At 68.5% G+C, this 25,619-nt stretch carries 24 protein-coding genes and 2 pseudogenes; 15 read left to right on the plus strand and 11 right to left on the minus strand.

Going from position 1 to position 25,619, the window contains the following annotated elements; genetic code table 11:
* Positions 1-169: 169 nt before the first annotated feature.
* The 7 genes from ndk (at position 170) to JFN87_RS22075 (ending at position 9,322) form a co-directional block, all read left to right on the plus strand.
* Positions 170-586: a nucleoside-diphosphate kinase gene (gene ndk, locus JFN87_RS22045; protein WP_209342515.1), complete on the plus strand. Its 417-nt coding sequence runs from the start codon at positions 170-172 to the stop codon at positions 584-586.
* A gap of 274 nt (positions 587-860) precedes the next feature.
* Positions 861-1,880 (plus strand): rod shape-determining protein, encoded by a 1,020-nt coding sequence (locus JFN87_RS22050; RefSeq protein ID WP_030911584.1) that lies wholly within the window; start codon positions 861-863, stop codon positions 1,878-1,880.
* Positions 1,881-2,025: 145 nt separating this feature from the next.
* On the plus strand, positions 2,026-3,069 hold the full coding sequence (gene mreC / locus JFN87_RS22055; protein ID WP_209342516.1) for a rod shape-determining protein MreC: 1,044 nt from the start codon (positions 2,026-2,028) through the stop codon (positions 3,067-3,069).
* 17 nt (positions 3,070-3,086) lie between these two features.
* Positions 3,087-3,767: a rod shape-determining protein MreD gene (mreD, locus tag JFN87_RS22060; protein WP_209342517.1), complete on the plus strand. Its 681-nt coding sequence runs from the start codon at positions 3,087-3,089 to the stop codon at positions 3,765-3,767.
* Complete coding sequence (gene mrdA, locus JFN87_RS22065) at positions 3,764-6,034, plus strand: penicillin-binding protein 2 (RefSeq protein ID WP_209342519.1); 2,271 nt, start codon at positions 3,764-3,766, stop codon at positions 6,032-6,034. Before mreD ends, mrdA begins: the two co-directional genes overlap by 4 nt.
* Before the next feature lie 3 nt (positions 6,035-6,037).
* Positions 6,038-7,237 (plus strand): rod shape-determining protein RodA, encoded by a 1,200-nt coding sequence (rodA, locus tag JFN87_RS22070; RefSeq protein WP_209342521.1) that lies wholly within the window; start codon positions 6,038-6,040, stop codon positions 7,235-7,237.
* 162 nt (positions 7,238-7,399) lie between these two features.
* A complete protein-coding gene (locus JFN87_RS22075; protein ID WP_209342523.1) occupies positions 7,400-9,322 on the plus strand; it encodes a TIGR03960 family B12-binding radical SAM protein in 1,923 nt (640 codons plus the stop codon).
* Between the two features lie 31 nt (positions 9,323-9,353).
* Here JFN87_RS22075 and JFN87_RS22080 read toward each other — a convergent pair whose 3' ends face one another.
* Positions 9,354-10,580 (minus strand): FAD-dependent monooxygenase, encoded by a 1,227-nt coding sequence (locus JFN87_RS22080; RefSeq protein WP_209342525.1) that lies wholly within the window; start codon positions 10,578-10,580, stop codon positions 9,354-9,356.
* A 133-nt stretch (positions 10,581-10,713) separates the two neighbouring features.
* On the opposite strand from JFN87_RS22080, the gene JFN87_RS22085 reads away from it, so the two are divergent.
* On the plus strand, positions 10,714-11,226 hold the full coding sequence (locus JFN87_RS22085; protein ID WP_209342527.1) for a MarR family winged helix-turn-helix transcriptional regulator: 513 nt from the start codon (positions 10,714-10,716) through the stop codon (positions 11,224-11,226).
* Between the two features lie 82 nt (positions 11,227-11,308).
* Here JFN87_RS22085 and JFN87_RS22090 read toward each other — a convergent pair whose 3' ends face one another.
* The 4 genes from JFN87_RS22090 to JFN87_RS22105 form a co-directional block, all read right to left on the minus strand.
* Positions 11,309-12,415 carry a methyltransferase domain-containing protein gene (locus tag JFN87_RS22090; protein ID WP_209342529.1) on the minus strand — a complete coding sequence of 369 codons (1,107 nt, stop codon included), beginning with the start codon at positions 12,413-12,415 and terminating at the stop codon, positions 11,309-11,311.
* Entirely contained in the window at positions 12,412-13,389 is a 978-nt protein-coding gene (locus JFN87_RS22095) for an MvdC/MvdD family ATP grasp protein (protein WP_209342531.1), read from the minus strand. The genes JFN87_RS22090 and JFN87_RS22095 overlap by 4 nt, the downstream gene beginning before the upstream one ends.
* Positions 13,390-13,393: 4 nt before the next feature.
* Entirely contained in the window at positions 13,394-13,675 is a 282-nt protein-coding gene (locus JFN87_RS22100; RefSeq protein WP_209342532.1) for a hypothetical protein, read from the minus strand.
* Positions 13,676-13,990: 315 nt separating this feature from the next.
* Entirely contained in the window at positions 13,991-14,395 is a 405-nt protein-coding gene (locus tag JFN87_RS22105; RefSeq protein ID WP_245180834.1) for an ATP-binding protein, read from the minus strand.
* 130 nt (positions 14,396-14,525) lie between these two features.
* Between JFN87_RS22105 and JFN87_RS22110 the strand changes: the two genes are divergently transcribed.
* Positions 14,526-17,657 carry a Tn3 family transposase gene (locus tag JFN87_RS22110; RefSeq protein WP_209342534.1) on the plus strand — a complete coding sequence of 1,044 codons (3,132 nt, stop codon included), beginning with the start codon at positions 14,526-14,528 and terminating at the stop codon, positions 17,655-17,657.
* 141 nt (positions 17,658-17,798) lie between these two features.
* Here JFN87_RS22110 and JFN87_RS22115 read toward each other — a convergent pair whose 3' ends face one another.
* The 4 genes from JFN87_RS22115 to JFN87_RS22130 are packed head-to-tail and all read right to left on the minus strand — an operon-like array spanning position 17,799 to position 19,444.
* On the minus strand, positions 17,799-17,957 hold the full coding sequence (locus JFN87_RS22115; protein WP_209342535.1) for a hypothetical protein: 159 nt from the start codon (positions 17,955-17,957) through the stop codon (positions 17,799-17,801).
* A 39-nt stretch (positions 17,958-17,996) separates the two neighbouring features.
* Entirely contained in the window at positions 17,997-18,368 is a 372-nt protein-coding gene (locus tag JFN87_RS22120; protein ID WP_209342539.1) for a hypothetical protein, read from the minus strand.
* A 35-nt stretch (positions 18,369-18,403) separates the two neighbouring features.
* Positions 18,404-18,823 (minus strand): hypothetical protein, encoded by a 420-nt coding sequence (locus JFN87_RS22125; protein ID WP_209342542.1) that lies wholly within the window; start codon positions 18,821-18,823, stop codon positions 18,404-18,406.
* A gap of 24 nt (positions 18,824-18,847) precedes the next feature.
* Entirely contained in the window at positions 18,848-19,444 is a 597-nt protein-coding gene (locus JFN87_RS22130; RefSeq protein ID WP_209342544.1) for a hypothetical protein, read from the minus strand.
* A 296-nt stretch (positions 19,445-19,740) separates the two neighbouring features.
* Here JFN87_RS22130 and JFN87_RS34645 point away from each other — a divergent pair.
* Positions 19,741-19,914: pseudogene (locus JFN87_RS34645) on the plus strand (zinc finger domain-containing protein); the annotation flags it as partial.
* Positions 19,915-20,691, plus strand: coding sequence for a recombinase family protein (locus tag JFN87_RS22135; RefSeq protein ID WP_307865550.1), 777 nt, complete (start codon positions 19,915-19,917; stop codon positions 20,689-20,691).
* Positions 20,692-20,762: 71 nt separating this feature from the next.
* On the opposite strand, the pseudogene JFN87_RS22140 reads toward JFN87_RS22135, so the two are convergent.
* Positions 20,763-21,584 (minus strand): annotated as a pseudogene (locus JFN87_RS22140) (HARBI1 family protein); the annotation flags it as partial.
* A gap of 125 nt (positions 21,585-21,709) precedes the next feature.
* Positions 21,710-22,057, minus strand: coding sequence for a hypothetical protein (locus tag JFN87_RS22145; RefSeq protein ID WP_209342548.1), 348 nt, complete (start codon positions 22,055-22,057; stop codon positions 21,710-21,712).
* 526 nt (positions 22,058-22,583) lie between these two features.
* Here JFN87_RS22145 and JFN87_RS22150 point away from each other — a divergent pair.
* The 4 genes from JFN87_RS22150 (at position 22,584) to JFN87_RS22165 (ending at position 25,596) form a co-directional block, all read left to right on the plus strand.
* On the plus strand, positions 22,584-23,522 hold the full coding sequence (locus tag JFN87_RS22150; protein ID WP_245180836.1) for a helix-turn-helix domain-containing protein: 939 nt from the start codon (positions 22,584-22,586) through the stop codon (positions 23,520-23,522).
* A gap of 2 nt (positions 23,523-23,524) precedes the next feature.
* Positions 23,525-23,749 carry a DUF397 domain-containing protein gene (locus tag JFN87_RS22155; RefSeq protein WP_209342550.1) on the plus strand — a complete coding sequence of 75 codons (225 nt, stop codon included), beginning with the start codon at positions 23,525-23,527 and terminating at the stop codon, positions 23,747-23,749.
* A gap of 115 nt (positions 23,750-23,864) precedes the next feature.
* Positions 23,865-24,776: a glutaminase gene (locus JFN87_RS22160; RefSeq protein ID WP_209342552.1), complete on the plus strand. Its 912-nt coding sequence runs from the start codon at positions 23,865-23,867 to the stop codon at positions 24,774-24,776.
* Positions 24,777-24,849: 73 nt separating this feature from the next.
* Entirely contained in the window at positions 24,850-25,596 is a 747-nt protein-coding gene (locus tag JFN87_RS22165; RefSeq protein WP_209342554.1) for a hypothetical protein, read from the plus strand.
* Positions 25,597-25,619 lie beyond the last annotated feature (23 nt).

The following is a 25,619-nucleotide window of genomic DNA, read 5'->3' on the forward strand; positions in this document are numbered from 1 at the left end:
CCCCGCGCCCGGCGCCGGGCGCGGGGTCGGCCCGGATGCCGGTCCGGCCGCCGGCGGGTGCGGGCCGCAGGGCCGGGGGTGCGGGTGCGTGCCGGGGCGCGCGGCGCCACCGGTAACCTCGCAGCACTGTTCCGCTCAGCGTCACCCCGTTACCCAAGGAGCCGCACCCATGACGACCCAGCGCACCCTCGTCCTCCTCAAGCCGGACACCGTGCGGCGTCACCTCGTCGGCGAGGTCATCGGGCGTATCGAGCGCAAGGCCGGCTGGAGCATCGCCGCCATGGACCTGCGCTCGCTCGACCAGGACACCCTTGAGCAGCACTACGGCGAGCACAAGGGCAAGCCGTTCTACGAGCCGCTGGTGGAGTTCATGGCGTCCGGACCCGTCGTGGCGCTCGTCGTCGAGGGCGAGCGTGTCATCGAGGGGGTGCGCGCCCTCGCCGGGCCGACCGACCCGATCGCCGCCGCGCCCGGGTCCATCCGGGGGGACTTCGGCACCATTGTCCGGGAGAACCTGATCCACGCCTCCGACTCGGAGGAGTCCGCCATTCGGGAACTGAAGATTTTCTTTCCCGGCCTTTCCTGACCGGCTGTCAGCCGAATAGCCTGTTGGCCTGGGGCGACCGGAGGAATTCGGTCGCTCCAGGGAATGTCTTCCGCCCGCGCGGGAACGCGTCGCGAAGACACTTCGTCACCCATACTGAGGTGGGCCAGCGCGCCGATCCGGGGTCGACGGCACTACGATGAGCTTCACGCCACGCAAGCCATCGGCTTCGAGCGCTCCACCACCCACCTCGCCATCCTGAAAAGCCATCAATGCTCGATTTGGGAAGGCCAGACGCATCCTCATGGGGAACAACATGTCGTTCATCGGCCGTGACATGGCTGTCGACCTCGGGACCGCCAACACGCTGGTGTACGTCAGAGGCCGGGGGATCGTACTCAACGAGCCGTCCGTCGTCGCCATCAACACCAACACCGGCGGCATTCTCGCGGTAGGCGCCGAGGCCAAGAAGATGATCGGCCGGACACCGGGCAACATCGTCGCCGTCCGGCCGCTGAAGGACGGCGTGATCGCCGACTTCGAGATCACCGAGCGCATGCTCAGGTACTTCATCCTGAAGATCCACAAGCGTCGCTACCTCGCCAGGCCCCGCGTCGTCATCTGCGTGCCCTCGGGCATCACCGGCGTCGAGCGCCGCGCCGTCATCGAGGCGTCCACCCAGGCGGGCGCGCGCCAGGTGCACATCATCGAGGAGCCGATGGCCGCGGCGATCGGCTCCGGGCTGCCGGTGCACGAGGCCACGGGCAACATGGTGGTCGACATCGGCGGCGGCACGACCGAGGTCGCCGTGATCTCGCTCGGCGGCATCGTCACGGCGCAGTCCATCCGGGTGGCGGGCGACGAGCTCGACAACGCGATCATCCAGCACATCAAGAAGGAGTACTCGCTCCTGCTCGGCGAGCGCACCGCGGAGAGCATCAAGATCACCATCGGTTCCGCGTACGACCTGGAGAAGGACGAGCACACCGAGATCCGCGGCCGCGACCTGGTCTCCGGGCTGCCCAAGACCGTGGTCATCTCCGCGGCCGAGGTGCGCAAGGCCATCGAGGAGCCGGTCAACGCCATCGTCGACGCCGTCAAGACGACGCTCGACAAGTGCCCGCCCGAGCTGTCCGGCGACGTCATGGACCGCGGCATCGTCCTCACCGGCGGCGGCGCGCTGCTGCGCGGCCTCGACGAGCGGCTGCGCCGCGAGACGGGCATGCCGATCCACATCGCCGAGGACCCCCTGGACTCGGTGGCGCTCGGTTCCGGCAAGTGCGTCGAGGAGTTCGAGGCGCTCCAGCAGGTGCTGGACGCGCAGCCACGCCGCTGACCGTCCCGGCCGGCGACCGGCCGGTTCGCCCGGCCGGTGGCCGGCGTCCCGGCGGCGACCCGCCGCTCGCACGTTGCCCTGCCGCACGGCGGGTCGTTGATACACAGGCAGAGACATTCCTACGAGGAAGGCACGGCCGCCGCACGTGAGGGACACAAAGGAGAGCCGGCTGCTCCTGGTGCTGCTGATTGTCGTCGCGTTCGCCCTGATCACCGTCGACATCCGCGGCGGGGAGAACTCGCCGGTCCAAGGCGCGCGCCGCGCGGCCGCCGCAGCGTTCGGCCCCGTCGAGAACGGCGTGGCCGGCGCCGTCGACCCGGTGGGCAACGCCATCGCGGCGGTACGGGACTCGAACACCCGTCACAACCGCATCACCACGCTCGAACACGAGAACGCCAAGCTGAAGCGCGAGCTCGGCACGGGCGACGCCAACCGCGCCAAGGCCCAGGAGCTCGACAAGATCCTCAGGACGGCGGGCGCCGGGCAGTACGGCGTGAAGGGCGCGCAGGTCGTCGCCATAGGAGCCGCGCAGGGCTTCTCGTGGACCGTCACCATCGACATCGGCAGCAACGACGGCATCAAGCGCGACATGACGGTGCTCAACGGCGACGGACTCGTCGGCAGGGTCACCACGGTCGGCCCCAGCACGTCCACCGTGCTCCTCGCCAACGACCCCGACTTCACGGTCGGCACGCGCCTGGAGAAGACCAACGAGCTCGGCTTCGCGACCGGCCAGGGCGACCGGCCCCTGTCCGTCCAGCTGCTGAACACCAAGGCGAACGTCAAGCCGGGCGACCGGATGGTCACCTTCGGCTCCAGCAAGGACAAGCCGTTCGTGCCCGGCGTCCCGGTCGGCAAGGTCGTAAGGGTCGACCCGTCGGCCGGCAACCTGACGCGCACCGTGTACGTCCAGCCGTTCGTGGGCTTCACCAAGCTCGACGTCGTCGGCGTCGTCGTCCAGGCCCCCAGGAAGGACCCGCGCGACACGGTCCTGCCGCCGAAGCCGAAGGTCAAGCCCACGCCCACCGTGACGGTCACCGTCACCCCGTCGGCCGGCACCGGGCAGAACCAGGGCACCGGCCAGGACCAGGGCAACGGGCAGGGCCAGGGCAACGGGCAGGGGACGGCCGACGGCGGCGGCGTGCTGCCCGACCCGAACGCCGGGCAGAACGCGAACGCCGGACACTAGGAAGAGAGCTGACCCCCATGCGCATCAACAGGATCCTGCTCTCGGCCGCACTGGTCGTCGTCGCCCTCGTCCTCCAGGTGTCCGTACTCGCGAGACTCCACCTGCCCGGCGCCGTGCCCGACCTGATGCTCCTCGTCGTCCTCGCCCTCGCGTTCGTCTACGGGCACGTCGGCGGCGCCCTCATCGGCTTCTTCGCCGGGCTGCTGACCGACCTCGCGCCACCGGCCGACCACGCGGCCGGGCGCTACGCGCTCGTCCTGTGCGTGATCGGCTACCTGGCCGGGCTCGTCAAACCCGAGAAGGGCCAGATGAGATCGGCGCTCGCGCCGATGCTCGCCGTCCTGTGCGCCGCGCTCGGCTCGACGCTGCTGTACGCGGGCGTCGGCGCCCTCGTCGGGGACACCGCGGCCCGTCACGTCGGCCTCGCCGGCCTGCTGTTCACGGCCGCCGTGTACGACCTGCTGCTCGCGCCGTTCACCGTGCCGTGGATCATGGCGCTCGCCAGGAAGGCCGACAACGACCCGCTGGCCGAGTCGCAGAAGAGCACCGGGCCCGGCGCGGGCTCGGACGTCGCGGCCGGCTGGATCAGCTCGGGCACCGGGCTCAGCATCGGAGGGCAGCGCGGCGGGCTGCGCGTGCGGGCCGCCCGTAACCGCGCCGCGAAGGCGGGACGCATCAAGGGGGTCAAGCGGCTGTGAGCAACATTCCCGAGACCGGCAGGACGCCCCGGGTCAAGATCCGGGTCATCACCATCCAGGTCCTGGTCTTCTCCCTGCTGCTCACCCTCGGCGGCCGCCTGTGGTACCTCCAGATCCGCAACGGCCAGCAGTACACGCAGGAGGCCAACAACAACCACGTCCAGCAGGTCGTGAAGCCGGCCGTGCGCGGCTCCATCGTCGACGACCGCGGCGTGCCGCTCGCCGACAACGCGACCAGGCTCGTCGTCTCCGCCAACCGCACCGCACTGCTGAAGCAGCCCGACGACGGCAAGGCCGTGCTCACACGTCTCGCCGGCATCCTCGGCCTGAACGCGGCGGACGTCATGGACCGGGTCAGGCTCTGCGACGCGAAGACACCGCAGCCCTGCTGGAACGGTTCGCCCTACCAGCCGATCCCGATCACCGACAAGGCCACCACCAAGCAGGCCCTGCAGATCATGGAGCAGCGCGAGGACTACCCCGGCATCACCGCCGAGCCCACCGCCGTGCGCAGCTACCCGGGACCCGTCGGGGTCAACGCCGCCCAGGTACTCGGCTACCTCGGCCCCGTCACCGACAAGGAGGTCGCGGCGTCCGAGAAGACCGACAACCCGCTGCTGCGCTCCGACAACGTCGGCAGGGCCGGCCTCGAGAGCGAGTACGACCAGCAGCTGCGCGGCAAGTCGGGCGTGACGCGCTACGAGGTGGACAACCTCGGGCGCGTCATCGGCAAGGCCGGCGCCACGCCCTCGCAGCCCGGCAGCAACCTCGTCACGAGCATCGACTCGCGGGTCCAGGCCCTGACCGAGAAGGAACTCGCGCAGGCGATGAAGAACCTCCGCAAGCAGTTCGACCCGGTCAGCGGCGAGAACTTCAAGGCGGACTCCGGCGCCGCCGTCGTGATGGACGTGCACACCGGGCGGGTCATCGCGATGGCCAGCAACCCCACCTACAACCCGAACGTGTGGACCGGCGGCATCTCCTCCGCCGACTACAAGAACCTCACCGACAAGAAGTCCAACTACCCGCTGCTCAACCGCGCCACCCAGGGCCAGTCGGCCCCCGGTTCGACGTTCAAGGTCATCTCCACCAGCGCGGCCCTCGACGCCGGCTACCCGGAGGACGGCGGCTACCCGTGCACCTCGTCCATGAACGTCGGCGGCCGCACCTTCAAGAACTACGAGAGTGAGAGCTTCGGCGACATCAGCCTCGCCAAGGCGCTCGAGGTCTCCTGCGACACCGTCTTCTACGGCATCGCCTACGACCAGTGGAAGAAGGACGGCGGCATCCACCCGAAGAACCCGAAGGACTGGTTCTTCAAGACCGCCCACCAGTTCGGCCTCGGCAAGAAGACCGGCATCGACCTGCCCAACGAGGTGGCGGGGCGCGTCCCCGACCGCCAGTGGAAGCAGGACTACTGGGACGCCAACAAGGCCAGCTGGTGCAAGAACGGCAAGAAGGGCGGCTCGTACGTCGAGCAGATCGAGTACGAGAACTGCAAGGACGGCTACCAGGTCAGGCCGGGTGACTCGCTCAACTACGCGATCGGGCAGGGCGACACGCTCCTCACCCCGATCCAGGAAGCCGTCATGTACTCGGCCATCGCCAACGGCGGCACGATGTACGAGCCGAGCATCGGCAAGGCCGTCCTGAGCGCCGACGGCAAGCACGTCACGCCCATCAAGCCCAAGGTCGCCGGGCACCTGCCGGACTCGAAGAAGAGCATCTCCTACATCAACAAGGCGCTCGCGGGCGTGGTCACCAGCGGTACCGCCGCCTGGCAGTTCGGCGGCTGGCCGCAGGACAAGATCACCCTGCACGCCAAGACCGGTACGGCCGAGGTCGCCGGCAAGCAGACCACGTCATGGCTGGCCACGTACACCAAGGACTACGCGGTCATCATGACGATCTCGCAGGGCGGCACCGGCTCCGGCGGCTCGGGCCCCGCGGTCCGCAAGATCTACGAGGCGATGTACGGCATCGGCGCGGACGGCAAGGTCAACCCGAAGGCGGGCATCCTGCCCAAGCCCCTCACCTCCCTGCCGAAGATCGGTTCCGACGGCTCGATCGACGCCCCCAAGCTCAAGCCCTACTCCCCGCCGAAGAAGAAGGAGCCGGTCGACCCGAACGCGTCCGCCGACCCCAACGCCACGGCGAACCCGAACGCGTCACCCGATCCGAACGCCTCAGGACAGCCCGCCGGCACCGGGGGCGGCACCCAGCAGGTGGCGGCCGGGCCGCCCGCGACACTCCCACGGAGGGACTGAGCCATGGCCGGTACCAGCGGTTTCTCGGTCTCCGGCTACGGGCCGCGCCGCTCGGCGTGGGCCCGGATGGCGGCGCGCGACTCGATCCTGCGCAAGCTGGACTGGCCCCTGCTGCTGTCCGCGATCACGCTGTCCCTCATCGGCTCGCTGCTCGTGTACTCGGCGACGCGCAACCGCAACTCGCTCACCCACGGCGACCAGTACTACTTCTTCATCCGCCACCTGATGAACGCCGGCATCGGCCTCGCCCTGATGATCGCGGTCATCTGGCTCGGCCACCGCACCCTGCGCGGGGCCGTGCCGATCCTCTACGGCCTCTCCGTCCTGCTCATGCTGGCGGTCCTGACGCCGCTCGGCTCCACCATCAACGGCGCGCACTCGTGGATCGTCATCGGCGGCGGCTTCTCCGTCCAGCCGTCCGAGTTCGCGAAGATCACCATCCTGCTCGGCATGGCGATGATCCTCGCGTCACGGGTGGACGCCGGCGACACCGAGCACCCCGACCACAGGACCGTCGCCAAGGCGCTGGGGCTCGCGCTCGTCCCCATGGTCGTCGTCATGCTGATGCCCGACCTCGGCTCGGTCATGGTCATGGCCGTGATCGTGCTGGGCTGCCTGATGGCGTCCGGCGCGCCCAAGCGCTGGATCCTCGGGCTGATCGGCGCCGGCGTCGTCGGCGCCGTGGCCGTCGCGTCCCTCGGCATCCTCGACCAGTACCAGCTCAACCGGTTCGCGGCGTTCGCCAACCCCAGCCTCGACCCGGCGGGCGTCGGCTACAACACCAACCAGGCGCGCATCGCGATCGGCTCGGGCGGCCTGCTCGGCAAGGGCCTCTTCCACGGCACGCAGACCACCGGCCAGTTCGTACCCGAGCAGCAGACCGACTTCGTCTTCACCGTGGCGGGCGAGGAACTCGGCTTCGTGGGGGCCGGCTTCATACTGCTGCTGCTCGGCATCGTGCTGTGGCGCGCCTGCCGCATCGCCCGCGAGACGAGCGAGCTGTACGGCACGGTCGTCGCGGGCGGGATCATCGCCTGGTTCGCCTTCCAGTCGTTCGAGAACATCGGCATGACGCTGGGCATCATGCCGGTGGCCGGCCTGCCACTGCCGTTCGTCTCCTACGGAGGCAGTTCCATGTTCGCGGTGTGGATCGCGGTGGGACTGCTGCAGTCGATCAGATTGCAGCGGCCGATAGCGGCATGACGCGGACGTGAGCGGGCCGGCGGGCGGCGGACGCCCGGGCCGGCGGGCGGCGGACGCCCGGATCGGCGGGGATCCACGGCGAGAGGCGCCCGTGACGCGCGGTACGCTGGTTAATCGCGCCCGTTCGGGCGCGCCACCCAACCGGCCCACGAAAGATCCGCGATGTCTGCCGATTCGGTCTTCCCGCAGCTCGAAGCTCTGCTCCCGCATGTACAGAAGCCGATCCAATACGTCGGTGGTGAGCTGAACTCCACGGTCAAGCCGTGGGACGAGTGCGACGTGCGCTGGGCGCTGATGTACCCCGACGCGTACGAGGTGGGGCTGCCCAACCAGGGCGTCATGATCCTCTACGAGGTGCTCAACGAGCGCCAGGGCGTCCTCGCCGAGCGCACGTACAGCGTCTGGCCCGACCTGGAGGCGCTGATGCGGGAGCACGGCGTCCCGCAGTTCACCGTGGACAGCCACCGCCCCGTCTCCGCCTTCGACGTGTTCGGCCTGAGCTTCTCCACGGAGCTCGGCTACACGAACATGCTCACGGCCCTCGACCTCGCGGGCATCCCGCTGGAGGCCAAGGACCGCACCGAAGAGCACCCGATCGTCCTCGCGGGCGGCCACGCCGCGTTCAACCCGGAGCCGATCGCCGACTTCATCGACGCGGCCGTGGTCGGCGACGGCGAGCAGGCCGTCCTCGAGGTCACCGAGATCATCCGCGCCTGGAAGGCGGAGGGGCGCCCCGGCGGCCGCGAGGAACTGCTGCTGCGCCTCGCGAAGACCGGCGGGGTGTACGTGCCGGGCTTCTACGACGTCGAGTACCTGCCGGACGGCCGCATCGGGCGCGTCGTGCCGAACAGGTCGGGCGTGCCGTGGCGCGTGGCCAAGCACACGGTGATGGACCTCGACGAGTGGCCCTACCCGAAGCAGCCGCTCGTCCCGCTCGCGGAGACCGTGCACGAGCGCATGTCGGTGGAGATCTTCCGCGGCTGCACGCGCGGCTGCCGCTTCTGCCAGGCCGGCATGATCACGCGCCCCGTGCGCGAGCGCTCCATCACGGGCATCGGCGAGATGGTCGACAAGGGCCTGAAGGCGACCGGCTTCGAGGAGGTCGGGCTGCTGTCGCTGTCGTCCGCCGACCACAGCGAGATCGGCGACATCGCCAAGGGGCTCGCGGACCGGTACGAGGAGGACAAGATCGGCCTGTCCCTCCCGTCCACCCGCGTCGACGCGTTCAACGTCGACCTGGCGAACGAACTGACCCGCAACGGCCGCCGCTCCGGGCTCACCTTCGCGCCCGAGGGCGGCAGCGAGCGGATGCGCAAGGTCATCAACAAGATGGTCTCCGAGGAGGACCTGATCCGCACCGTCGCCACCGCGTACGGCAACGGCTGGCGCCAGGTGAAGCTGTACTTCATGTGCGGGCTGCCCACGGAGACCGACGAGGACGTCCTCCAGATCGCCGACATGGCGATGAACGTCATCCAGAAGGGCCGCGAGGTCTCGGGCGCCAACGACATCCGGTGCACGGTCTCCGTCGGCGGGTTCGTGCCCAAGCCGCACACGCCGTTCCAGTGGGCGCCGCAGCTGTCGGCCGAGGACACGGACGCGCGCCTCGAGAAGCTGCGTGACCGCATCCGCGGCAGCAAGAAGTACGGCCGCTCCATCGGCTTCCGCTACCACGACGGCAAGCCCGGCATCGTCGAGGGCATGCTCTCCCGCGGCGACCGCCGCGTGGGCGCGGTGATCCGCGCGGTCTACGAGGACGGCGGCAGGTTCGACGGCTGGCGCGAGCACTTCTCGTACGACCGCTGGATGGCGTGCGCCGAGAGGACACTGCCCGCGTACGGCGTGGACGTGGCCTGGTACACGACCCGCGAGCGCTCCTACGAGGAAGTCCTGCCCTGGGACCACCTGGACTCCGGCCTCGACAAGGACTGGCTCTGGGAGGACTGGCAGGACGCGCTGGACGAGACCGAGGTCGAGGACTGCCGCTGGACGCCGTGCTTCGACTGTGGCGTCTGTCCTCAGCTCGACCTCGACATCCAGGTCGGCCCGACGGGCAAGAAGCTGCTGCCGCTGACGGTCGTCTGAGTCCTCCCCACACCGCGGCACGCGGCCGGACTCAGGCGGCGGCCTCTGCGTAGTCCGGCAGGACGAGCCCCGTGTGCGCGGCGTGCGCCTCGTCGGTCTCCGCGTGTTCCCGCATCGCGGATGCCTGGGGCGCGCGCAGGGCGGCGTTGCGGGCGTCGAGCTGCTCGCGTGTCGTCGGCGTCACCACTGTGCCGCCCGCGGTCGCGAGCGCCTGGTTGCGTTCGGCGAAGGGCCGCATCCTCTTCTCGTACGCGGCGAACGCCTCGGCGTGGTCCGCGTGCGTGGCCAGTTCGCCGGCCAGGACGTATGCGCCGACGAGGGCGACGCTGCTGCCCTGGCCGGACAGGAACGACGTCGCGTGGGCCGCGTCCCCGGCCAGCGCGACGCGGCCGCGGGACCACGTGGGCATGTGGATCTGGCTGACGATGTCGAAGAAGAGGTCGTCGGCTTCCCGCATCGCCTCCACCAGGCGCGGCAGGTGCCAGACCTGCTCCGGGTAGCGGGAGGCCACCAGGTCGCACTGCGCCCGCGGGTCGCGGAACGCCTCGTAGGGCGGCTTCTCGCTGGTGAAGGCGAGGAAGCCGTGCAGGTACTGGGACGGCTCGTGGGCGTAGAGGATGGCGGCGCGCCCGGGCTCGTTCCAGGCGAGGCCCTCGTGAGCGAGCCCGAACTCGTTCGGCAGCGTGAAGCCGGCGAAGACGTGCCCGAGGTAGTGGTGGTAGGGCTCCTCGGGGCCGAAGACCAGCCGGCGCGTGTTCGAGTGCAGCCCGTCCGCGCCGATGACGAGGTCGAAGGTGCGGCGCGTTCCGCTGTCGAGGACGACGTGGACGGCGTCGCCGTCGTCGTCCAGCGTGGCGATCGAGTCGTCGAAGAGGAATTCCACCCGGTCCTGGATCGGCGTGTACAGCACGTCGGCCAGGTCTCCCCGTCGTACCTCCAGGTCGAGGCCGTCCTCCCCGCCGGTGACCCCGTTGGGGTCGAGCGAGCCGACCGGCTCGCCCGCCGCGTCCACGAAGCTGAGGCGCTGCGTGTTGACGTGCGCCGCGCGCAGCTCGGGCAGCAGCCCCATGCGGTCGGCGACGTCGCGGGCCGTGCCGCGGATGTCGATCGCGTATCCGCCGCCGCGGACGGCGGACGCCTTCTCGACGACGGTCACGTCGAATCCGTAGCGGTTGAGCCAGTAGGCGAGCGCGGGGCCCGCGATGCTCGCTCCGGAGATCAATACACGGCGTGCGTGGCGTGCTGCTGAGTGGTCCATGACTTCTCACCTCTCGTGCCGGGGCAGCAAATATGCGTACCTCAGGTATATTGTTTGCGGCCGCGCGAATCCCCGTGGGCCGACTGCCCCTTCACCATACAGATACCTAACTCAGGTAAGCAAATGGAGTGTCATGATCCCGGAGCCCCCCGAGCCGCCACGGCCGGAGGATGCACAGGCTGACCTGGCCGCGGTGCTCCCGCGCATCACGCAGCTCAGTGCCGCCATCTCCAAGGGCCGGCTCCCGGAGCGGGCCGCCGAGGCGGCCGGCCTCAGCCTCGACCGTCCCGCCCTCGGCGTGCTGCTGGAAGTCTGCCGGGCCGAGAAGCCGCTGCGTGTCGGCGAGATCGCCGAGCGGATGCAGGTCGTGGGGCCGCACGTCACCCGTCAGGTCCAGAACCTGGAGCGGCGCCGCCTCGTCCACCGGGTCGCCGACCCGGAGGACCGGCGCGCCAGCCTCATCGAGCCGACCCCGGCGGGCGCGGACGCGGCGACCCGCTACGTGACGTCCGTGCTGGGCTGGTTCGCCGAGGCGATCGCCGACTGGCCGCGCCAGGACCGCGACGACCTGGCCCGCCTCCTGACCCGCCTCGCCGACGACGTGACCACCCGGCTGGCGCGCCTCGGTGAGGAAGAGGGGGAGTGAAGCGCCCGACCGGTGTGGTCGCGCGGCACCCGGTGCAGCCTCGCCAGGATGCGGGCCCGGTGGGCTGGCGTCCGAAGCCGGGTTATTCAGGTGGGACGAGAGACAGCGGAACGGGGCTGCCTGGCTCGTCGAGCCAGTAGTGCTGAGCGTCGGCGGTGACCGTCACTCCGAACCGGTCGCGCGCCGGACGACCGTGGGTCTCGAACCACGCATGGATCTCTTCCACCGCGTCCCACAGCCGGCGGGGACCGGCCTGCCGAACCTTCGTGCCGTCCACCGAGGCCCACGAGCCGTCACGGCTCCAGATGCGGTACCCGGTGGCGTTGCCCTCCCCGTCCAACTCGGTGGCTTCGTTGCATTCACCGAGGACGAGTGACTGAGCGAAGCGGAACATCTCGTCCCGAACCAGGGAGTGATCGATCTGCGCCGTCCGTTCCGTGAACCTGCCGGGATCGTGGGGATAGGGGACACCGCCCGTACTTCCCACGGCGCGTGCCTGCATGAAGTACGAGCCGCCCGCCAGGAAGCGCCCCTCCAGGACCCCGTCCTTCCCCGCCGTCAGGCGTGCGTTCCCCCACCCCAGCGGACAGACGACCACGCCGCCCCGGCGCACAGCGCGAGCCAGCGCGTATGGGAACGCGTCGAAACCACACGTGACGATCAGGCGGTCCAGTTCCGGGTGGCAGGGGAAGCCGGCCCGAGCGTCTCCGGCCACCACGACCGGGGAGTATCCGCACTCCTGGAAGCGAGTCTTCGCCAGTCGGGAGAGCTCTGGGTCCAGCTCCATCGTGACGAAGTGCTGGTCACCCACACGATGGCAGATCAGGCCGCCGTTGTAACCGGTACCCGTGGCGACTTCCCCGACCTTCTGGCCGTCCTCGATGCCCAGCTCTTCAAGCATGTCGATCATGAGACTCGGCTGACTCGAAGACGACGTGGCACGTCCGCTGATGACCTGCGTCGTCAGCGCCGTGTTGCTGTAGACCGTATCGAAGTAGTCGGGATCGTCGGCGTTGACGGACTCCCACTTGCCCTCGACCTGTCGGTAGAAGAGCGGCACGTAGATGTGTCGTGGGGTCTCCTCGACGGCGCTGTGCCACTGCGGAGACCGCAGGTGACCCTCCTGTGCGAGTCGCTGGGCGAGCGAGGAACGCAAAGCACTGGTGCCCCCGTCATCCGGGTAACTCAAGAAATCGCTCCTGTCAGCAGTGCGGCGTGCGCCTCGGCGATCGGAAGCCCGGTGGCCTTGGCGATGAACTGCCACTGGCCGGCCGGGTTGCACTCGTAGAAGATCCACTGGCCGTCCGGGCGGACCGCGAAGTCGAAGGCCCCGTAGTTCAATCCGTAATGGTCCATGAACCGGAGGACCGCACCGGCAACCTGCTCGGGGATCGCCACCGGCTCGTACTCCAGCGCGTCGTAGTCACTGCGCCAGTCGGCTCTGGCCTTGTCGCTCCTGGCGTGGATCGCCACAGGGAACATGCGGCGGCCTACCACTGTGAGCCGCACCTCGTAGTCTTTGGGCACCCATTCTTGAAGGTAGTGCGCGGTCAGCTCAAGTGACTCATCCAGGTCCGAGACTTCGACGCGACGCGTTGGGATCATGGTCGGAGGCGAGTCGGGCAGGCGGAGCGAGGCCGCGGTGATCGGCTTGCAGGCGAGGGGCCCACCGATCGTCTCGCCCCATCTCCGGGCTGCGGCCAGATCGTTGCCGACGAACGATCTCGGAACCTGGAGACCGGCGTTTGTGGCGCTGACAAGCTGGCCGGGCTTGTGGGCGCTGGCCCGGTACACATCCGGATGGTGCATCCACACGACGGAGAGCGAAGCAAGGATCTGCACCATGCCCACCAGCGCTTGCGACACAGCCCACTCCCGGTAGGCCTCTTCGACCTCCGCGGAGAGGGCCGGGAGACCGGGCCGCCTGTAGTAGACGGCCCGGACCCCCTGGAGCGGCACCGCGCGCTCTCCCCTCACCAGCGTGCCTGCCCAACCAGGCGCATCGGCCTGGTGTTCGGCGGCGAGGACGACGGACTGGGGAAACTCGGCCAGATCGAACCGAACCACGGGCACATCGTGCTCATTGAGCGCGTGCACCACGAGATCGGCTGTCGGATCGAGCCGTTCGGCAACGACGAGGACGTGCCCGCGCGGCGTCGTCACGGTCCTACGCCGCCGCGGTCACGAGCCGGTGGTCCGCTGGGACGCGCTCCGGCTCGGGCTCGGGGAAGACATAGGGGTCCGACGTCTCGTCGGGCGGGTTGCCGGGCGTGGTGTCGTTGTTGGTCGCCGTGGACGAGGCCGCGATCGGCTCGTTCGCCCACAGGTCGCCACCCGTTGTGACGTTCACCTGGCGGTGCTCGTCGTAGGCGAACGTTGCCGGATCGATGTGCACCACGAACGTGGGTGCGGGCGCCTTGGCGCCGAACGGTACGTAAGTTGCCGTCACGCTGAACAACCTCCTGTTGAGGATGGTGGGACCTTGCAACCCGTCCCGGTCGGGGTTGACCCCTTCTTGATCGGGGAACGGCCGGTGCGGGAGATCAGAGGGGCGAATCGTTCGCCTCGAAGTACTGCCAGACCATGTGTTCCAGCTCCGCGATGCAGAGCTCGCAGCCGAACAGGGGTGCTTGCATGCCATGGGAGCTGACGGGACCGAGCCACAGGACGGGTATCCCGTCGCGTCGGCAGTACAGCCAGCACATGCCGGCGACCCACTCCCGACCGTCGTGGTTCCTGTGCGGAGACCTGCTGGCAGAGGCCATCACGCGGGCTCGCCGCCCGCGACGAGATCCGCCCACACGATCTTCTTGCCACGGCGCAGGTCGGTTCCCCACTGGTGGGCCAGCGCGTCAACGAGTTGCAGCCCACGTCCCGTTGTGTCGTCCTCGCCGGCCTCTTGTTTCACGGGGACGGTCGTCGACGTGTCCGACACGGAGAGCCGCACCCGGCCGGGACCGGTCAGGGACACGCTGACGTGCACGAGGCGGCAGTTGCTGTGCCGGACGCTGTTGCCGACCAGTTCTGAGACGATCAACGTTCCGTCGTCGATGAGCTGTTCGAGTTTCCAGGTGCGTAAGGCAGCTCGGACGAGTGAGCGAGCGCGCGCCGCGGATTTCGCCTCGCAGGGACAGGTCTCGCTGTACCCGGGATCGGCCGTGGGGACCAACGGAACAGTCAGTATCGATGAGAACGATCATGGTCGGTCTTCTGTGATTCATTAGCACAAGCGATCTGTTTTGTGCAGATGTTCGGGGAAAGATCCTCGCCGCTCGTGGGTGGGTGGTTATGTCCGCCTCATGCCGGTGGAATTTTTGACTGATGAGCAAGCTGAGGCGTACGGGAAGTTTGCCGAGGAGCCTACGAAGCCAGAGTTGGAACGCTTCCTCTTCCTGGATGACGTGGACCGGAATCTGATCGCGCTGCGGCGTACGCAGCATCACCAGCTCGGGTTCGCGCTCCAGATGTGCACGGTGCGCTACGTGGGCCTGTTCCTGGGTGAGGATCCGCTGGAGGTGCCGTGGCCGGTGGTGGAGCACTTGGCGGAGCAGCTGGGGATCGAGGACGCGTCGTGTGTGAAGCGGTACGCGGACCGGCGTCAGACGGTGTACGACCACGCGTGGGAGATACGTGAGGCGTACGGCTACCACCCGTACGAGGACCACGATCAGGGCCGGAGGTTCCGGGCGTTTCTGCACGGGCGGGCTTGGACGGCGCACGCCGAGGGGCCGAAGGCATTGTTCGATCATTCGGTGGGCTGGCTGCGCCGTAATCGGGTGCTGCTGCCCGGGGTGAGCGTGCTGGCCCGGGAGGTTGCCGAGGTCCGCAGAACCGCGGAGGGGCGGCTGCACTCCACCGTCGCCAAGGAGGTCCGGCGGGCGGACGCGGCGCTGCCCGGGGATCTGGTGGCCACGCTGAAGACGCCGGAGGGCAAGCGGATCTCGGAGCTGGAGCGGATGCGCCGACCGCCGACGCGGACCACGGGCACCGCGATGAAAGGCGCTTTGCAGCGGGTCGAGGACATCGCCGCCTTCCAGCTGGGGCGGGTGAAGCTGGACAAGCTCCCGCCGAACCGGCTGTCCGCGCTGGCCCGCTACGGGCTGGGTACCAAGGCGGCGAAGCTGGAGCGGACCAGTGAGCCCAAGCGCACGGCGATGCTCACCGCGGTGATGCGTCATCTGGAGGCCAAGGCGATCGACGACGCCCTGGACCTGTTCGAGATCCTGATGGCCACCCGGTTGATCAGCGCCGCGAAGCGGTCCACGGACAAGCAGCGCCTGTCGACTCTGCCGCAGCTGGAGAAGGCGTCAAGGCTCGTGGCGAGGGCGGCGACGGTGTTCATCGAGGAGCTGGAGCTCATCGAGCAGACCGGATGCGATGTCGACGTGAGCGCGCTGTGGCGGGCCTTGGAAGAGGTCGCACCCCGGGCGGCGCTGTCCAGCGCGGCGACCGTGGTGGTGAGCCTGGTGCCGGAGGACGACAACACGGCCGAGACCGCGCTGCGGAGCGCGCTGGCGCTGCGCTACAACACCGTCAAGCCGTTCCTGTCCTTGCTGGGCGAGTCGAAGGCGCTGGACGCGGCGCCCGCCGGCAGGCGAATTCTGACCGGGGTGCAGCGCCTCCCGGCGCTGTCGCGCAGGAAGGTGGGCGAGAAGCCTTTGTTGCCGCGTGAGGTCGACGAGAAGCTGGTGCCGGCGCACTGGCGCAAGGCGGTGTACGCGAACGCGGACCTGCCGCAGGGGGCGGTGGACCGCGACGCGTACGTGGTGTGCGTGCTGGAACAGCTCTTCGGAGCCCTCAGGCGCCGCGACATTTTCGCTTCCCCCTCGCACCGCTGGGCCGATCCGCGCGCCCGCCTGCTGGCGGGCAAGAGGTGGGAGGCGGTGCGCGAGGACGTCCTGGCGGGCCTGAGCCTGGACGAGGACGCCGAGCAGCACCTTCGGGAGCTGGTCGACGTGCTGGACGCGACATGGAAGCAGATGGCCGAGCGGCTGGAGGAGGCCGGCCCGGACGCGAAGATCAGCATCGAGGTGCAGCCCAACGGCCGCGCGAAGCTGAACGTGGAGAAGCTCCACGCGCTGGGTGAGCCGAAGTCTTTGAAGTGGCTGCGCGAGCGCGTCGAGAAGATGCTTCCGAAGATCGACCTGCCGGATCTGCTGTTCGAGGTGCACGCGTGGACCGGGTTCCTGGACACCTTCGTGCACCTGGGCGACGGCGGGACCCGCATGAAGGACTTGACGACGTCGATGGTCGCGCTGCTGGTCTCGGAGGCGTGCAACATCGGCATGACGCCGGTCATCAACCCGGGCTACGAGGCGCTGACCCGCTCCCGGCTGGTCCACGTCGACCAGTACTACCTGCGGGCCGAGACCATCGCCGCGGCGAACGCCGCCCTGATCGCCGCCCAGGGGCGGGTGCCGATCGTGCAGTTCTGGGGCAGAGGCCTGCTCGCCTCCGTCGACGGCCTGCGCTTCGTCGTCCCCACGCGGACCATCAACGCCGCGCCCTCGCCGAAGTACTTCGCGAAGAAGAAGGGCATCACCTGGCTGAACGCGATCAATGACCAGGTGATCGGTATCGGACAGATGGTCGTCCCGGGTACTCCGCGCGACTCCCTGTTTATCCTGGACGCGCTGCTGAACCTGGACGGCGGGGTGAAGCCGGAGATGGTCGCCACCGACAACGCCTCCTACAGCGACATGGTGTTCGGCATCTTCAAGATGCTCGGCTACCGCTTCTCCCCGCGCTTCAAGGACCTGGCCGACCAGCGGTTCTGGAAAGCGGCGATGCCCGGCGCCGAGACGGCGGGCGGGTACGGGCCGTTGGAGGCCATCGCCCGCAATAAGGTGAACGTGAAGAAGGTGATCACCCACTGGCCGGACATGCTGCGGGTGGCCGGCTCCCTGGTCACCAACCAGGTGCGGGCCTACGACCTGCTGCGGATGTTCGGACGCGAGGGCCACCCGACCCCGCTGGGCCAAGCGTTCGTTGAGTACGGGCGTATCGCGAAAACTATGCACTTGCTCGCCGTGGTCGACCCCATGGACGACACCTACCGCCGCCAGATGCACAAGCAGCTCACCGTCCAGGAGTCCCGCCACAAGCTGGCCCGTGACATCTGCCACGGCAAGAAGGGCACCATCCACCAGGCGTACCGAGACGGGATGGAAGATCAGTTGGGGGTGCTGGGTCTCGTGTTGAACGCGGTCGTGCTCTGGACGACCAGGTACATCGACGCCGCCATCGCCCAGCTCCGCGCCGAGGGCCACGAGATCAGGGACGAGGACGTGGCCCGGCTGTCCCCGCTCAAGCACAGGAATCTGAACGTTCTGGGCCGCTACAGCTTCACCGCCTCCCAGCCGGGCGACGGCCTGCGCCCGTTGCGCGACCCGGACGCCGTCGATCTCGACGACGACTGCAACGACGAGTGAGCCCCGTACGGGGCGGGAGTCGGCATCATGAGGGGTATGGATGACGTCGAGCGCACCGAGGAGGAGATCAACGACCTGCTCAGCGGCGATGACCAGGGACCCGGGTGGGACGAGGAGGACAGCTACGAGTGGGTGAGCTGATCACCGCACCGCCAGCGCCCCGTTTAGTTCGTCGGTGCTGATCGCGTCCTCGTCGGGGGCCGGAGCCTCGAAGCGGTCGAAGAAGTCATCCAGGGCACGGGGGGTGACGGTGAGCGCGTTGGTGTCGGCCAGATGGTTGCGCTCGTTCAGGCGCCGCACAAGGGGTGGGGGCTACATGATCTTTGAGAAGCTTCCCGCTCATGTTGCGGCGGGAGGCGGCGCCGGAGGGGGCGGGGTGCCCGTGGTTGCGGGCTCGATATGCGGCTCGTGGTTCGTGCTGAGGGCCGCTCCCCTCACCACGGCCACCAGGACGAGCGCACACGCGCCGCAGGCCAGCAGCGCGACGACCAGCCAGGCGGACACACGCCGCCCAGTGCGCTTGCGCCACAGAACCAGCCAGGCAATGCAGACCACCACGAAGACTATGACCACCCCGGTAAGAGCACCGTTGTGGTAGGCGGCTCGCAGGGTTTCATAGTCGGTGGCCAGCACGAGAAGCAGAGCGAAGAGCATCGCGACGACCGCGCACACCGCTTCCAGCAGACGCAACACAACCTGGCCCGCACCCATACCGTCTCCTCGCCCCCTCCGCCGCTGCTTGTCCCTCAGTGCGCGGGCGGCACGGACGGCTTGGCCTCGACCTTCTCAACCATCCGGCCGTTCTCGTCCTTTTCGTTCGAGCGGTGTTCCCCAGCCTTCAGGCCCGGCGCGGGGGGCGACGGGGGGCCCGACGGCTTGATGAGACCGCGTGTTTTGACCATAAGCGGCTTGCCGTCCGCGTTCTTGACGACCTTGCCGTCAGAGCCGATGAGCGGCATTTCCTTGGGCATCTTGCTCTCATCCACCGTGCCGTCGGGGTTGACCCACTCGGGAGCGGGCGGCGCCGGCGGTCGCTCGTTCGTGGCGGTCTGGTGGGACTTCGCGGGTTCGGCGTGTTCCTCCGCGGACGCGTTCACCGCGGCGGCGCCGATCAGGAGCGCTCCCGCCGCAGCGGTCATGGCTATGGATATTCGGACTTTCTTCACGCGTCTCTCCTGGGTCGTGGGCTGCTACGGCTCGATGAAGTGTTGGCCGGACCAGATGGAGACGGTGTTGCCGTACCATTGACCGCCGTAGTAGACGGCTCCCGCGCCCATGGTGCCGTAGTAGCCGCCACCGCAGGGTGGAGCGATGCCGAAGTCGTAGGTGAGTTCCATTCTTGAGGTCTTGGTGGTGTTGGTGTAGCCGGTCCATGTGCCATCGGGGTTCTGGTCGCCCGCGAGCTGCTGGCATATGCCCCATTGGGAGCCGTCCCAGTAGTAGTACTGCCATCCGGTCTTCAGATTGCCGGGTGGACGGTTCCAGACCAGGATGCATGACTCGGAGAGGGGAATGCCCGAAGAGGCCAGCGCGTAGGACTTGGCGTAGCCGCCTCCGCTGCCGTGGGAGACCTCCGCGTAGGTGTAGAGGCACTTCGAGGAGTCCGTGTTGGACCACACCTCGTCGTCTTGGTAGACGTAGTGCGCCTGTGCCGCGGTCGCCGTGGTGAAGACCAGTACGAGAGCCGCTGAGAACGCGAGGAAGCCGCCGATCGGCTTCCTTATTCGGCGTCTCGCCAGTGACTTGGAGGCCGCGCAGAAGAGTGCTGTACGAGATCTGACTGTCACCAATGGTCCCCTCGTTTGCATTCGGCGACGATCTTCTGACTGTGCGCGATCAACTTATGTTGAACTCGCTTGCTTCGCAAGGAGTTTCGACGGGTGGGGTGAGTTTCCTGTGAAGTCGAGACGCGGCGTCCCGTCGGCTGCCGGGATGGGCGGCTCACAAACGACCCTTTGCCGGAGCAAGATCCAGAACGGTCGGCGAAAGCGGCCCGGAACCCGGATTCACTGTCACAACACGTTCTCACTCAAAAGTGGAACCAGGCACATTCTGGGAAATATTTATGACAGCATTCGGGGTCATGACGGACCCTCAAACCGCACTCGCGTCCGAAGCGGACGATGTCGAGCGCCACGCCTGCCCACGCTGTCACGCGTCGTCAGGTTCACCCTGCCGCTCGCGCTCCGGCGCGGTCGCCGGGACTTATCACACCGGCCGCTTCACCAAGGTGCCCCGGCTCGCGAAACTCCTGCGCGTGCCGACCCCCGCCGACCGCGGCCCCGGCCAACCCTGGCGCCCCGGCACCCCGGCGCCGGCGCCAGTCGACCCGGACACCCCGAGCGCGGACATCCGCATCGGGTACGCGAGGTGCTCCAGCCTCACCCAGGAACTCCAGTCACAGCTCGACGCCCTCGCCGGACACGGCATCCCGAGAGACAAGATCTTCTCCGAGAAGATCAGCACCCGGGTGCGGGTCCGCCCCCAGTTCGAGGCCGCGCTCGCCGCCGCCCGCGAGATCAAGGCGCACGCCCCGCACTGCCGGGTCATCTTCACGGTGAACGAGATGAAGAGGCTGGGGCGCGACGCCGCCGAGCTGACAGCCCTGGCCGACCACCTCACCGCGCACGGCCTGGTGCTGGAGATGCTCGCCGGTCCCCTCCAGGGCATGTACGACCCCAGCGGGCCGGGACGCCTGCTGTTCGGGTTCTTCGCGGCGATGGCGGAGACGGAGCGGGAGAACATCCGGGAATCCACCCTCGAAGGGCTGGACGCCGCGGCCCGCAAGGGCAACCACGGCGGCCGGCCGCCGGTCATCACCGACGACATGCTGCACACCGTGCTCCGCCGCCGCGCGAACGGCGAGACAGTCGAGGGCATCCAGCCCGACCTGCTCATCCCCACCGGCCGCCGTAAGGGACACAACCCCAGCCTCTCCAGCATCTACCGGGCGCTGGCCGAGCACGACAAGCGGCAGGCGTACCCGGACGCGGTCGAGCAGGCGCACGCCGATTTCGCCGCCACCGAGCAATGACTACAGCGGTTCGGCGGTGGACAGTGAGTCTTTGCCAGTAACGGATCATGGCGCTGTGTGACCGTCCAGATAGTGCGGTCGTACTCGAGTTGGAGCAGCACGAGGGCTGCGGCGGCGATCTTCGTGATGCGGCTGGGGTCGAGGCTGACTCTGCGCAGGGCCTTGAAGGTGGTCTTGAGCAGGGAGTTGGCGCGCTCGCAGACACCATGGATGCCGCGTATGACCTTGTTGTAGGTCTGTTGGCCCTCGGTCAGCTCGCCTCCGGCGGGCTTCTTGAAGGGGTGGCGGAAGCCGTTACCGGCGTTCTCGTAGCCGAGGTCGACCAGGGTCGGCATGTCCAGCTCGGCCGCGATCCGGTTGAGCGCCTCGACCAGCCCGTGGTGACGGGCGCAGGTGGTGTCGTGTTCCCGGCCCGGCCGGACTGACGAGACCCAGATCGGCCAGCCGTCCGGGGTGGCGATGACCTGCACGTTCCCACCATGGTGCTTGTGTTTTCCGGACCACCAGAGGTCTGCGCCGTTAGGGCCGGGGGCGGCGACGCGGTCGGTGCGGATGACAGTGCCGTCGAGGTTCAGATGCGTCAGCCCGGCTGCCTTCGCACGCTCCAGCGCGGTCGCGAGGTCCGGTGCGCCGGCGGCCAGAACGGCCAGTCCTTCGTGGAGGTAGCGGTAGGAAGTGGAGGCAGACAGGCCGTTGTCACAGGCGAGTTGGGCCATGCGAGTGCCGTCGAGGAACCAGCGCAGCACGAGCACGGCTTGCTTGAAGCAGCCCAGCGCGCGTCGCCCCTTGCGGGTCCTGGCCACGATCCGGTGGTCGCGCAAGAGGCCGGCCAGGTGCTCGGCGGTGGACCGCTTCACATCGAGCACGGCGGTGTATGTGACACTGGTCGACACGTGAGGCCCCTCGGTCAGAACAATCTGTCGCAAGATCGTTCCTACCAGGGGCCTTACGTCTGCCCGGACTTGGGGATGCCGCAGACCGCGCGACACGCCTCGCGTTCACGGACGGTGACCAACCGTTACTGGGAACAGCTCAGTGCGTCGTGAAGGTCAGCGGATAGCGCAGGATCGTCACGCCAGACGACGCAGGTGTTCAGCATGGTCCGCCAGATCGAGCGGGCCGCCACAGGGCCGGCGGCCGGGCAGTCGAGAGCGTCCAGGAGCAGGCGGGCGTAATGGCCGATGGCCTTGCCCAGAGTCGCTGGGATGCTCAAGATCAGCTCCCCGTCGTCCATGAGAGGTTCCTCGGCGAGTTCGGGCACGCGCTGCTTCAACTTGTCGGTGGTCTGCCGCAGCTGATCGGCGGCGAACGCAGCGAGCGCGCGTACCTGCTCATCCGGGGGCAGCGCGGTGACGGTCGTAGTCATGGCCCTGGAACGTACGGGGACGGAACCCATCAGATCAGCCAGACGGGCGAAGCGCCCGACAGCTCGACTACAGCCCCAAGTAGTTACTCAGCGCTGCACGCCACCTGGCGGTAGCTATACGAGAACAGGGCCGAAATGGCACACTCCGACTTCGCCGCCCTCCAGCAGCGCGACAGCAGCCCTGCGTAGACACTCAGCGCTACATGACCGGGTCACAGCAGACAACAGGGCCACGACAGAGGACCCCGGCTATGCCGCCGGGGTCCTCTCACCATTCATGATCGTTCTCATCGATACTGACTGTTCCGTTGGTCCCCACGGCCGGGGATCGCCCGTTGCGTGGGGGCGGGATGCGGTTGTGGTCACGGGCTGTCCCTCCGAGACGAGTGCGCAGTGGGCAAGCGATGCGATGCTCCGCTGCGGTTCGGAAACAACGGCATGGCCAACACGGAGAGTTGGTACCGTTGGCTGACAGTCACTGTGCCGTATTGGAAACAGGTAAAGCAAGTTGCGTTGATGAGAAACGTTGCTCATTTTTGAATTGGCATATGCCCGCAACGGTGCCGACGGTACGCTGCGCGAGGTCATGAAGGAGGAAGCTGTGGCGGAAGCACGACCGAACGTCCACAGGCGCCGTTTCGGATCGGCTCTGCGCTCCCTGCGCATCGCCGCCGGGCTGAGCATGGACGAGGCCGCGGAGAGGCTCGGCCTGTCCGGGAAACCGGCGTTGAGCAAGATCGAGAACGGCAAGCAGCGGGTGTCCGGGCTCGGTCTGACGGCCTTCTTGCAGGTCTACGGGGTTGACGCCGAGGGGACTGTCTCCAAGGTCAAGGGCATGGCCTCCCTGGCTGCCTCGGGCAAGAGGACCAACCTGCTTGACGAGTACAAGGATGCCATCCGGAGCCAGGAGTTCGAGGAGTTCCTCAATCTCGAGGGCATGGCCTCCAAGGCCGAGTCGTATCTGCACGTGGTGCCGGGCCTTCTCCAGACCGAGGACTACGCCACCGCCATCGTCGACAGCAGCCACAAATGGCCATCGAAACGGGAGATCAAGCAATTCGTCGCTCTTCGGATGGCCCGCCAGGCTGCCCTGACGCGAGAGAGCCCCATCGAGTTCTGGTGCATCCTCGACGAGTCGGCGCTTCGCCGGACGGCCGGTGGGCCAGAGGTCATGCGTGGCCAGCTTCGCAAACTGCTGGATGTGACGGAACCGGGCGGCAACGTGGCCATACAGGTCCTTCCGTTCTCCGCAGGGGCCCACGCCGGCATCGACGGCTCCTTCCAGCTCCTGCACTTCCACGTAGGGCCGCCGGTTGCCGTCGTGGAGTCGATGACAACCTCTCTGTACCTGGAGGAAGATAGAGACATTGGCCGCTATGAGGCAGCGCTGGACTTCCTTCGCGCGCAGGCTCTCGACGGGCAAGCTTCGCGCCGCTTCATCCACGACTTGATCAAGGACTGCTAGAGATGAACAAGAAGGTCGACCTCACCAACGCCGTGTGGGCCAAGAGCGAGATGTCCAACGGCGGCGACAACTGCCTGGAAGTCGCGTTCGTCGATGGGGTCGTGGCCCTGCGCGACTCCGTTGACGTGGGCGACCCCGACGCCCAGGTTCTGGTCATCTCCAAGAAGGACTACGAGTTCTTCACGAAGAGCGTGCAGGCGGGACAGCGGAACCTTCTCCTGCCCTGAAGCCTGCTCTCTTGCCATCCCCGGCCCCCGCTCGCCTTCTGAGCGGGGGCCGGGTTGTGCCTGGTGTGCGGGCACGAACCCGGCAGGCGGGCTATGGACCTGGACAATGGCGCCCATGGACTACGAGGAACTGCTTCGCGAGGCGATGCGCGCTGCCCGGGCCACCGCGGGCCGCGGGCGGATCGCGGACTACATCCCGGCCCTCGCCGGCGCCGATCCCCATGCGTTCGGCATGGCGATCGCCACCGTGGACGGGCAGGTGCACGGTGTCGGCGACTGGGAGCGGCCGTTCTCCATCCAGAGCGTCTCCAAGCTGTTCAGCCTCGTCCTCGTCCTCGCCCATGGCGGCGACGCACTCTGGCGACGCGTGGGCCGCGAGCCGTCCGGCAACCCGTTCAACTCGCTCGTCCAGTTGGAGAACGAGCAGGGCATCCCGCGCAATCCGTTCATCAACGCCGGGGCCCTGGTCGTCACCGACCGGCTGCTGAGCCTCACCGGCGACGCCGCCGGGCAGGTACGGGAGCTCTTGCGCGCCGAGTCCGGCAATCCGGACCTGGCGACCGACCGCGACATCGCCGCGTCCGAGGCCGCGCACGGCCACCTGAACGCGGCCCTCGCCCACTTCCTGGCGAGCCACGGCAACCTCGAAAACGAGGTGGAGCAGGTCCTTGAGCACTACTACGGCCAGTGCGCGATCGCGGCCTCATGCCGCGATCTGGCCCTGGCAGGTCGCTTCCTGGCGCACCATGGTCTGCGCGTCGGCGGCGCTCGGCTGCTGTCCGGCAGCGACGCCAAGCGCGTCAACGCGGTGCTGCTGACCTGCGGCACCTACGACGCCGCAGGCGACTTCGCCTACCGCGTCGGGCTGCCGGGCAAGAGCGGGGTGGGCGGAGGCGTGCTCGCGGTGGTGCCCGGAAGGGCCGCGCTGTGCGCCTGGGGGCCCGCGCTGGACGCGGCGGGCAACTCGGTCGCCGCGGTGGCCGCCCTGGACGCGTTCACCACGGCCACCGGCCTGTCGGTGTTCTGACGCCTTGGTGGCACCGCGGGAGAAGAGGCGTTGCGACCGCATCCGCGCGCGCCCCCACGGCGTCCCTGTCTGCATGGAGCGTGGACAGCACGAGGGGGCCGGTGGGACCGGCGAGGGTGGCGAGGGCTGTCTCGTGGCGGCCGTGCGGTTGCCGTTGCGGGTCGTCGTGTTCGTCGTGGTGCTGCCCGTGCGGATGGTGTGGGACGCCCTGGGCTGGTCGGTGCGGGCCGTCGACCGGGCCGTGTTGCGGCCGCTCGGGCGTGGACTCGCTTGGGCGGTGCGGGTGTTGGTCGGTCTGCCACTGCTGTGGGCCGCCATCGCGTTGTGGCGGTGGGTTGTGGTGCCTGTGGTGCGCTACGGGGTGGTGGTGCCGTCGGTGTGGTTGTACCGGCGTGTGTTGACACCGTTCGGGCGTGGTGCGGCGTACGTGTGGGGCCGGTTGTACGTGTGGGTGTGCGTGCCGCTGGCGAACGCGCTGGCGTGGCTCGGCATGGCGGTGTTCTGGTGGCCATGGGCCGCGTTGTGGCGGTGGGTGGTGGTGCCGGTGGTGCGTTATGGGGTGGTGGCGCCGCTGGTGTGGTTGTACCGCCGTGTGCTCACACCGCTCGGGCGCGCGGCGGCGTGGCTCGCGCGGGCGGTCGGCGCCGGGCTCGCGCTGCTGGCCACCGCCCTGCTCGTCGTTCCGGTCGGGTGGCTGTGGCGGACCGTGCTCGTCCCGCTGGGCCGTGAGCTGGGCACGGCGCTGGCGCTCTGCTGGCGCGCGGCCGGGTTCGTGTCGCGCGCGGTGGGCCGGGCCGTCGCCAGCGCCTCCACCAACTGACCGATGGTCTTTCCCTGCTCCTT

This window comes from Streptomyces montanisoli, assembly GCF_017813245.1.
Taxonomy (GTDB): Bacteria; Actinomycetota; Actinomycetes; order Streptomycetales; family Streptomycetaceae; genus Streptomyces; species Streptomyces montanisoli.

Bases quoted from the DNA above. Each gene is read 5' to 3' on its own strand.
- ndk (WP_209342515.1), top strand. From the start codon at position 170: ATGACGACCCAGCGCACCCTCGTCCTCCTCAAGCCGGACACCGTGCGG.
- JFN87_RS22050 (WP_030911584.1), top strand. From the start codon at position 861: ATGTCGTTCATCGGCCGTGACATGGCTGTCGACCTCGGGACCGCCAAC.
- mreD (WP_209342517.1), top strand. From the start codon at position 3,087: ATGCGCATCAACAGGATCCTGCTCTCGGCCGCACTGGTCGTCGTCGCC.
- rodA (WP_209342521.1), top strand. From the start codon at position 6,038: ATGGCCGGTACCAGCGGTTTCTCGGTCTCCGGCTACGGGCCGCGCCGC.
- JFN87_RS22075 (WP_209342523.1), top strand. From the start codon at position 7,400: ATGTCTGCCGATTCGGTCTTCCCGCAGCTCGAAGCTCTGCTCCCGCAT.
- JFN87_RS22080 (WP_209342525.1), bottom strand. From the start codon at position 10,580: ATGGACCACTCAGCAGCACGCCACGCACGCCGTGTATTGATCTCCGGA.
- JFN87_RS22085 (WP_209342527.1), top strand. From the start codon at position 10,714: ATGATCCCGGAGCCCCCCGAGCCGCCACGGCCGGAGGATGCACAGGCT.
- JFN87_RS22110 (WP_209342534.1), top strand. From the start codon at position 14,526: ATGCCGGTGGAATTTTTGACTGATGAGCAAGCTGAGGCGTACGGGAAG.
- JFN87_RS22120 (WP_209342539.1), bottom strand. From the start codon at position 18,368: ATGGGTGCGGGCCAGGTTGTGTTGCGTCTGCTGGAAGCGGTGTGCGCG.
- JFN87_RS22145 (WP_209342548.1), bottom strand. From the start codon at position 22,057: ATGACTACGACCGTCACCGCGCTGCCCCCGGATGAGCAGGTACGCGCG.
- JFN87_RS22155 (WP_209342550.1), top strand. From the start codon at position 23,525: ATGAACAAGAAGGTCGACCTCACCAACGCCGTGTGGGCCAAGAGCGAG.
- JFN87_RS22160 (WP_209342552.1), top strand. From the start codon at position 23,865: ATGGACTACGAGGAACTGCTTCGCGAGGCGATGCGCGCTGCCCGGGCC.
- JFN87_RS22165 (WP_209342554.1), top strand. From the start codon at position 24,850: ATGGAGCGTGGACAGCACGAGGGGGCCGGTGGGACCGGCGAGGGTGGC.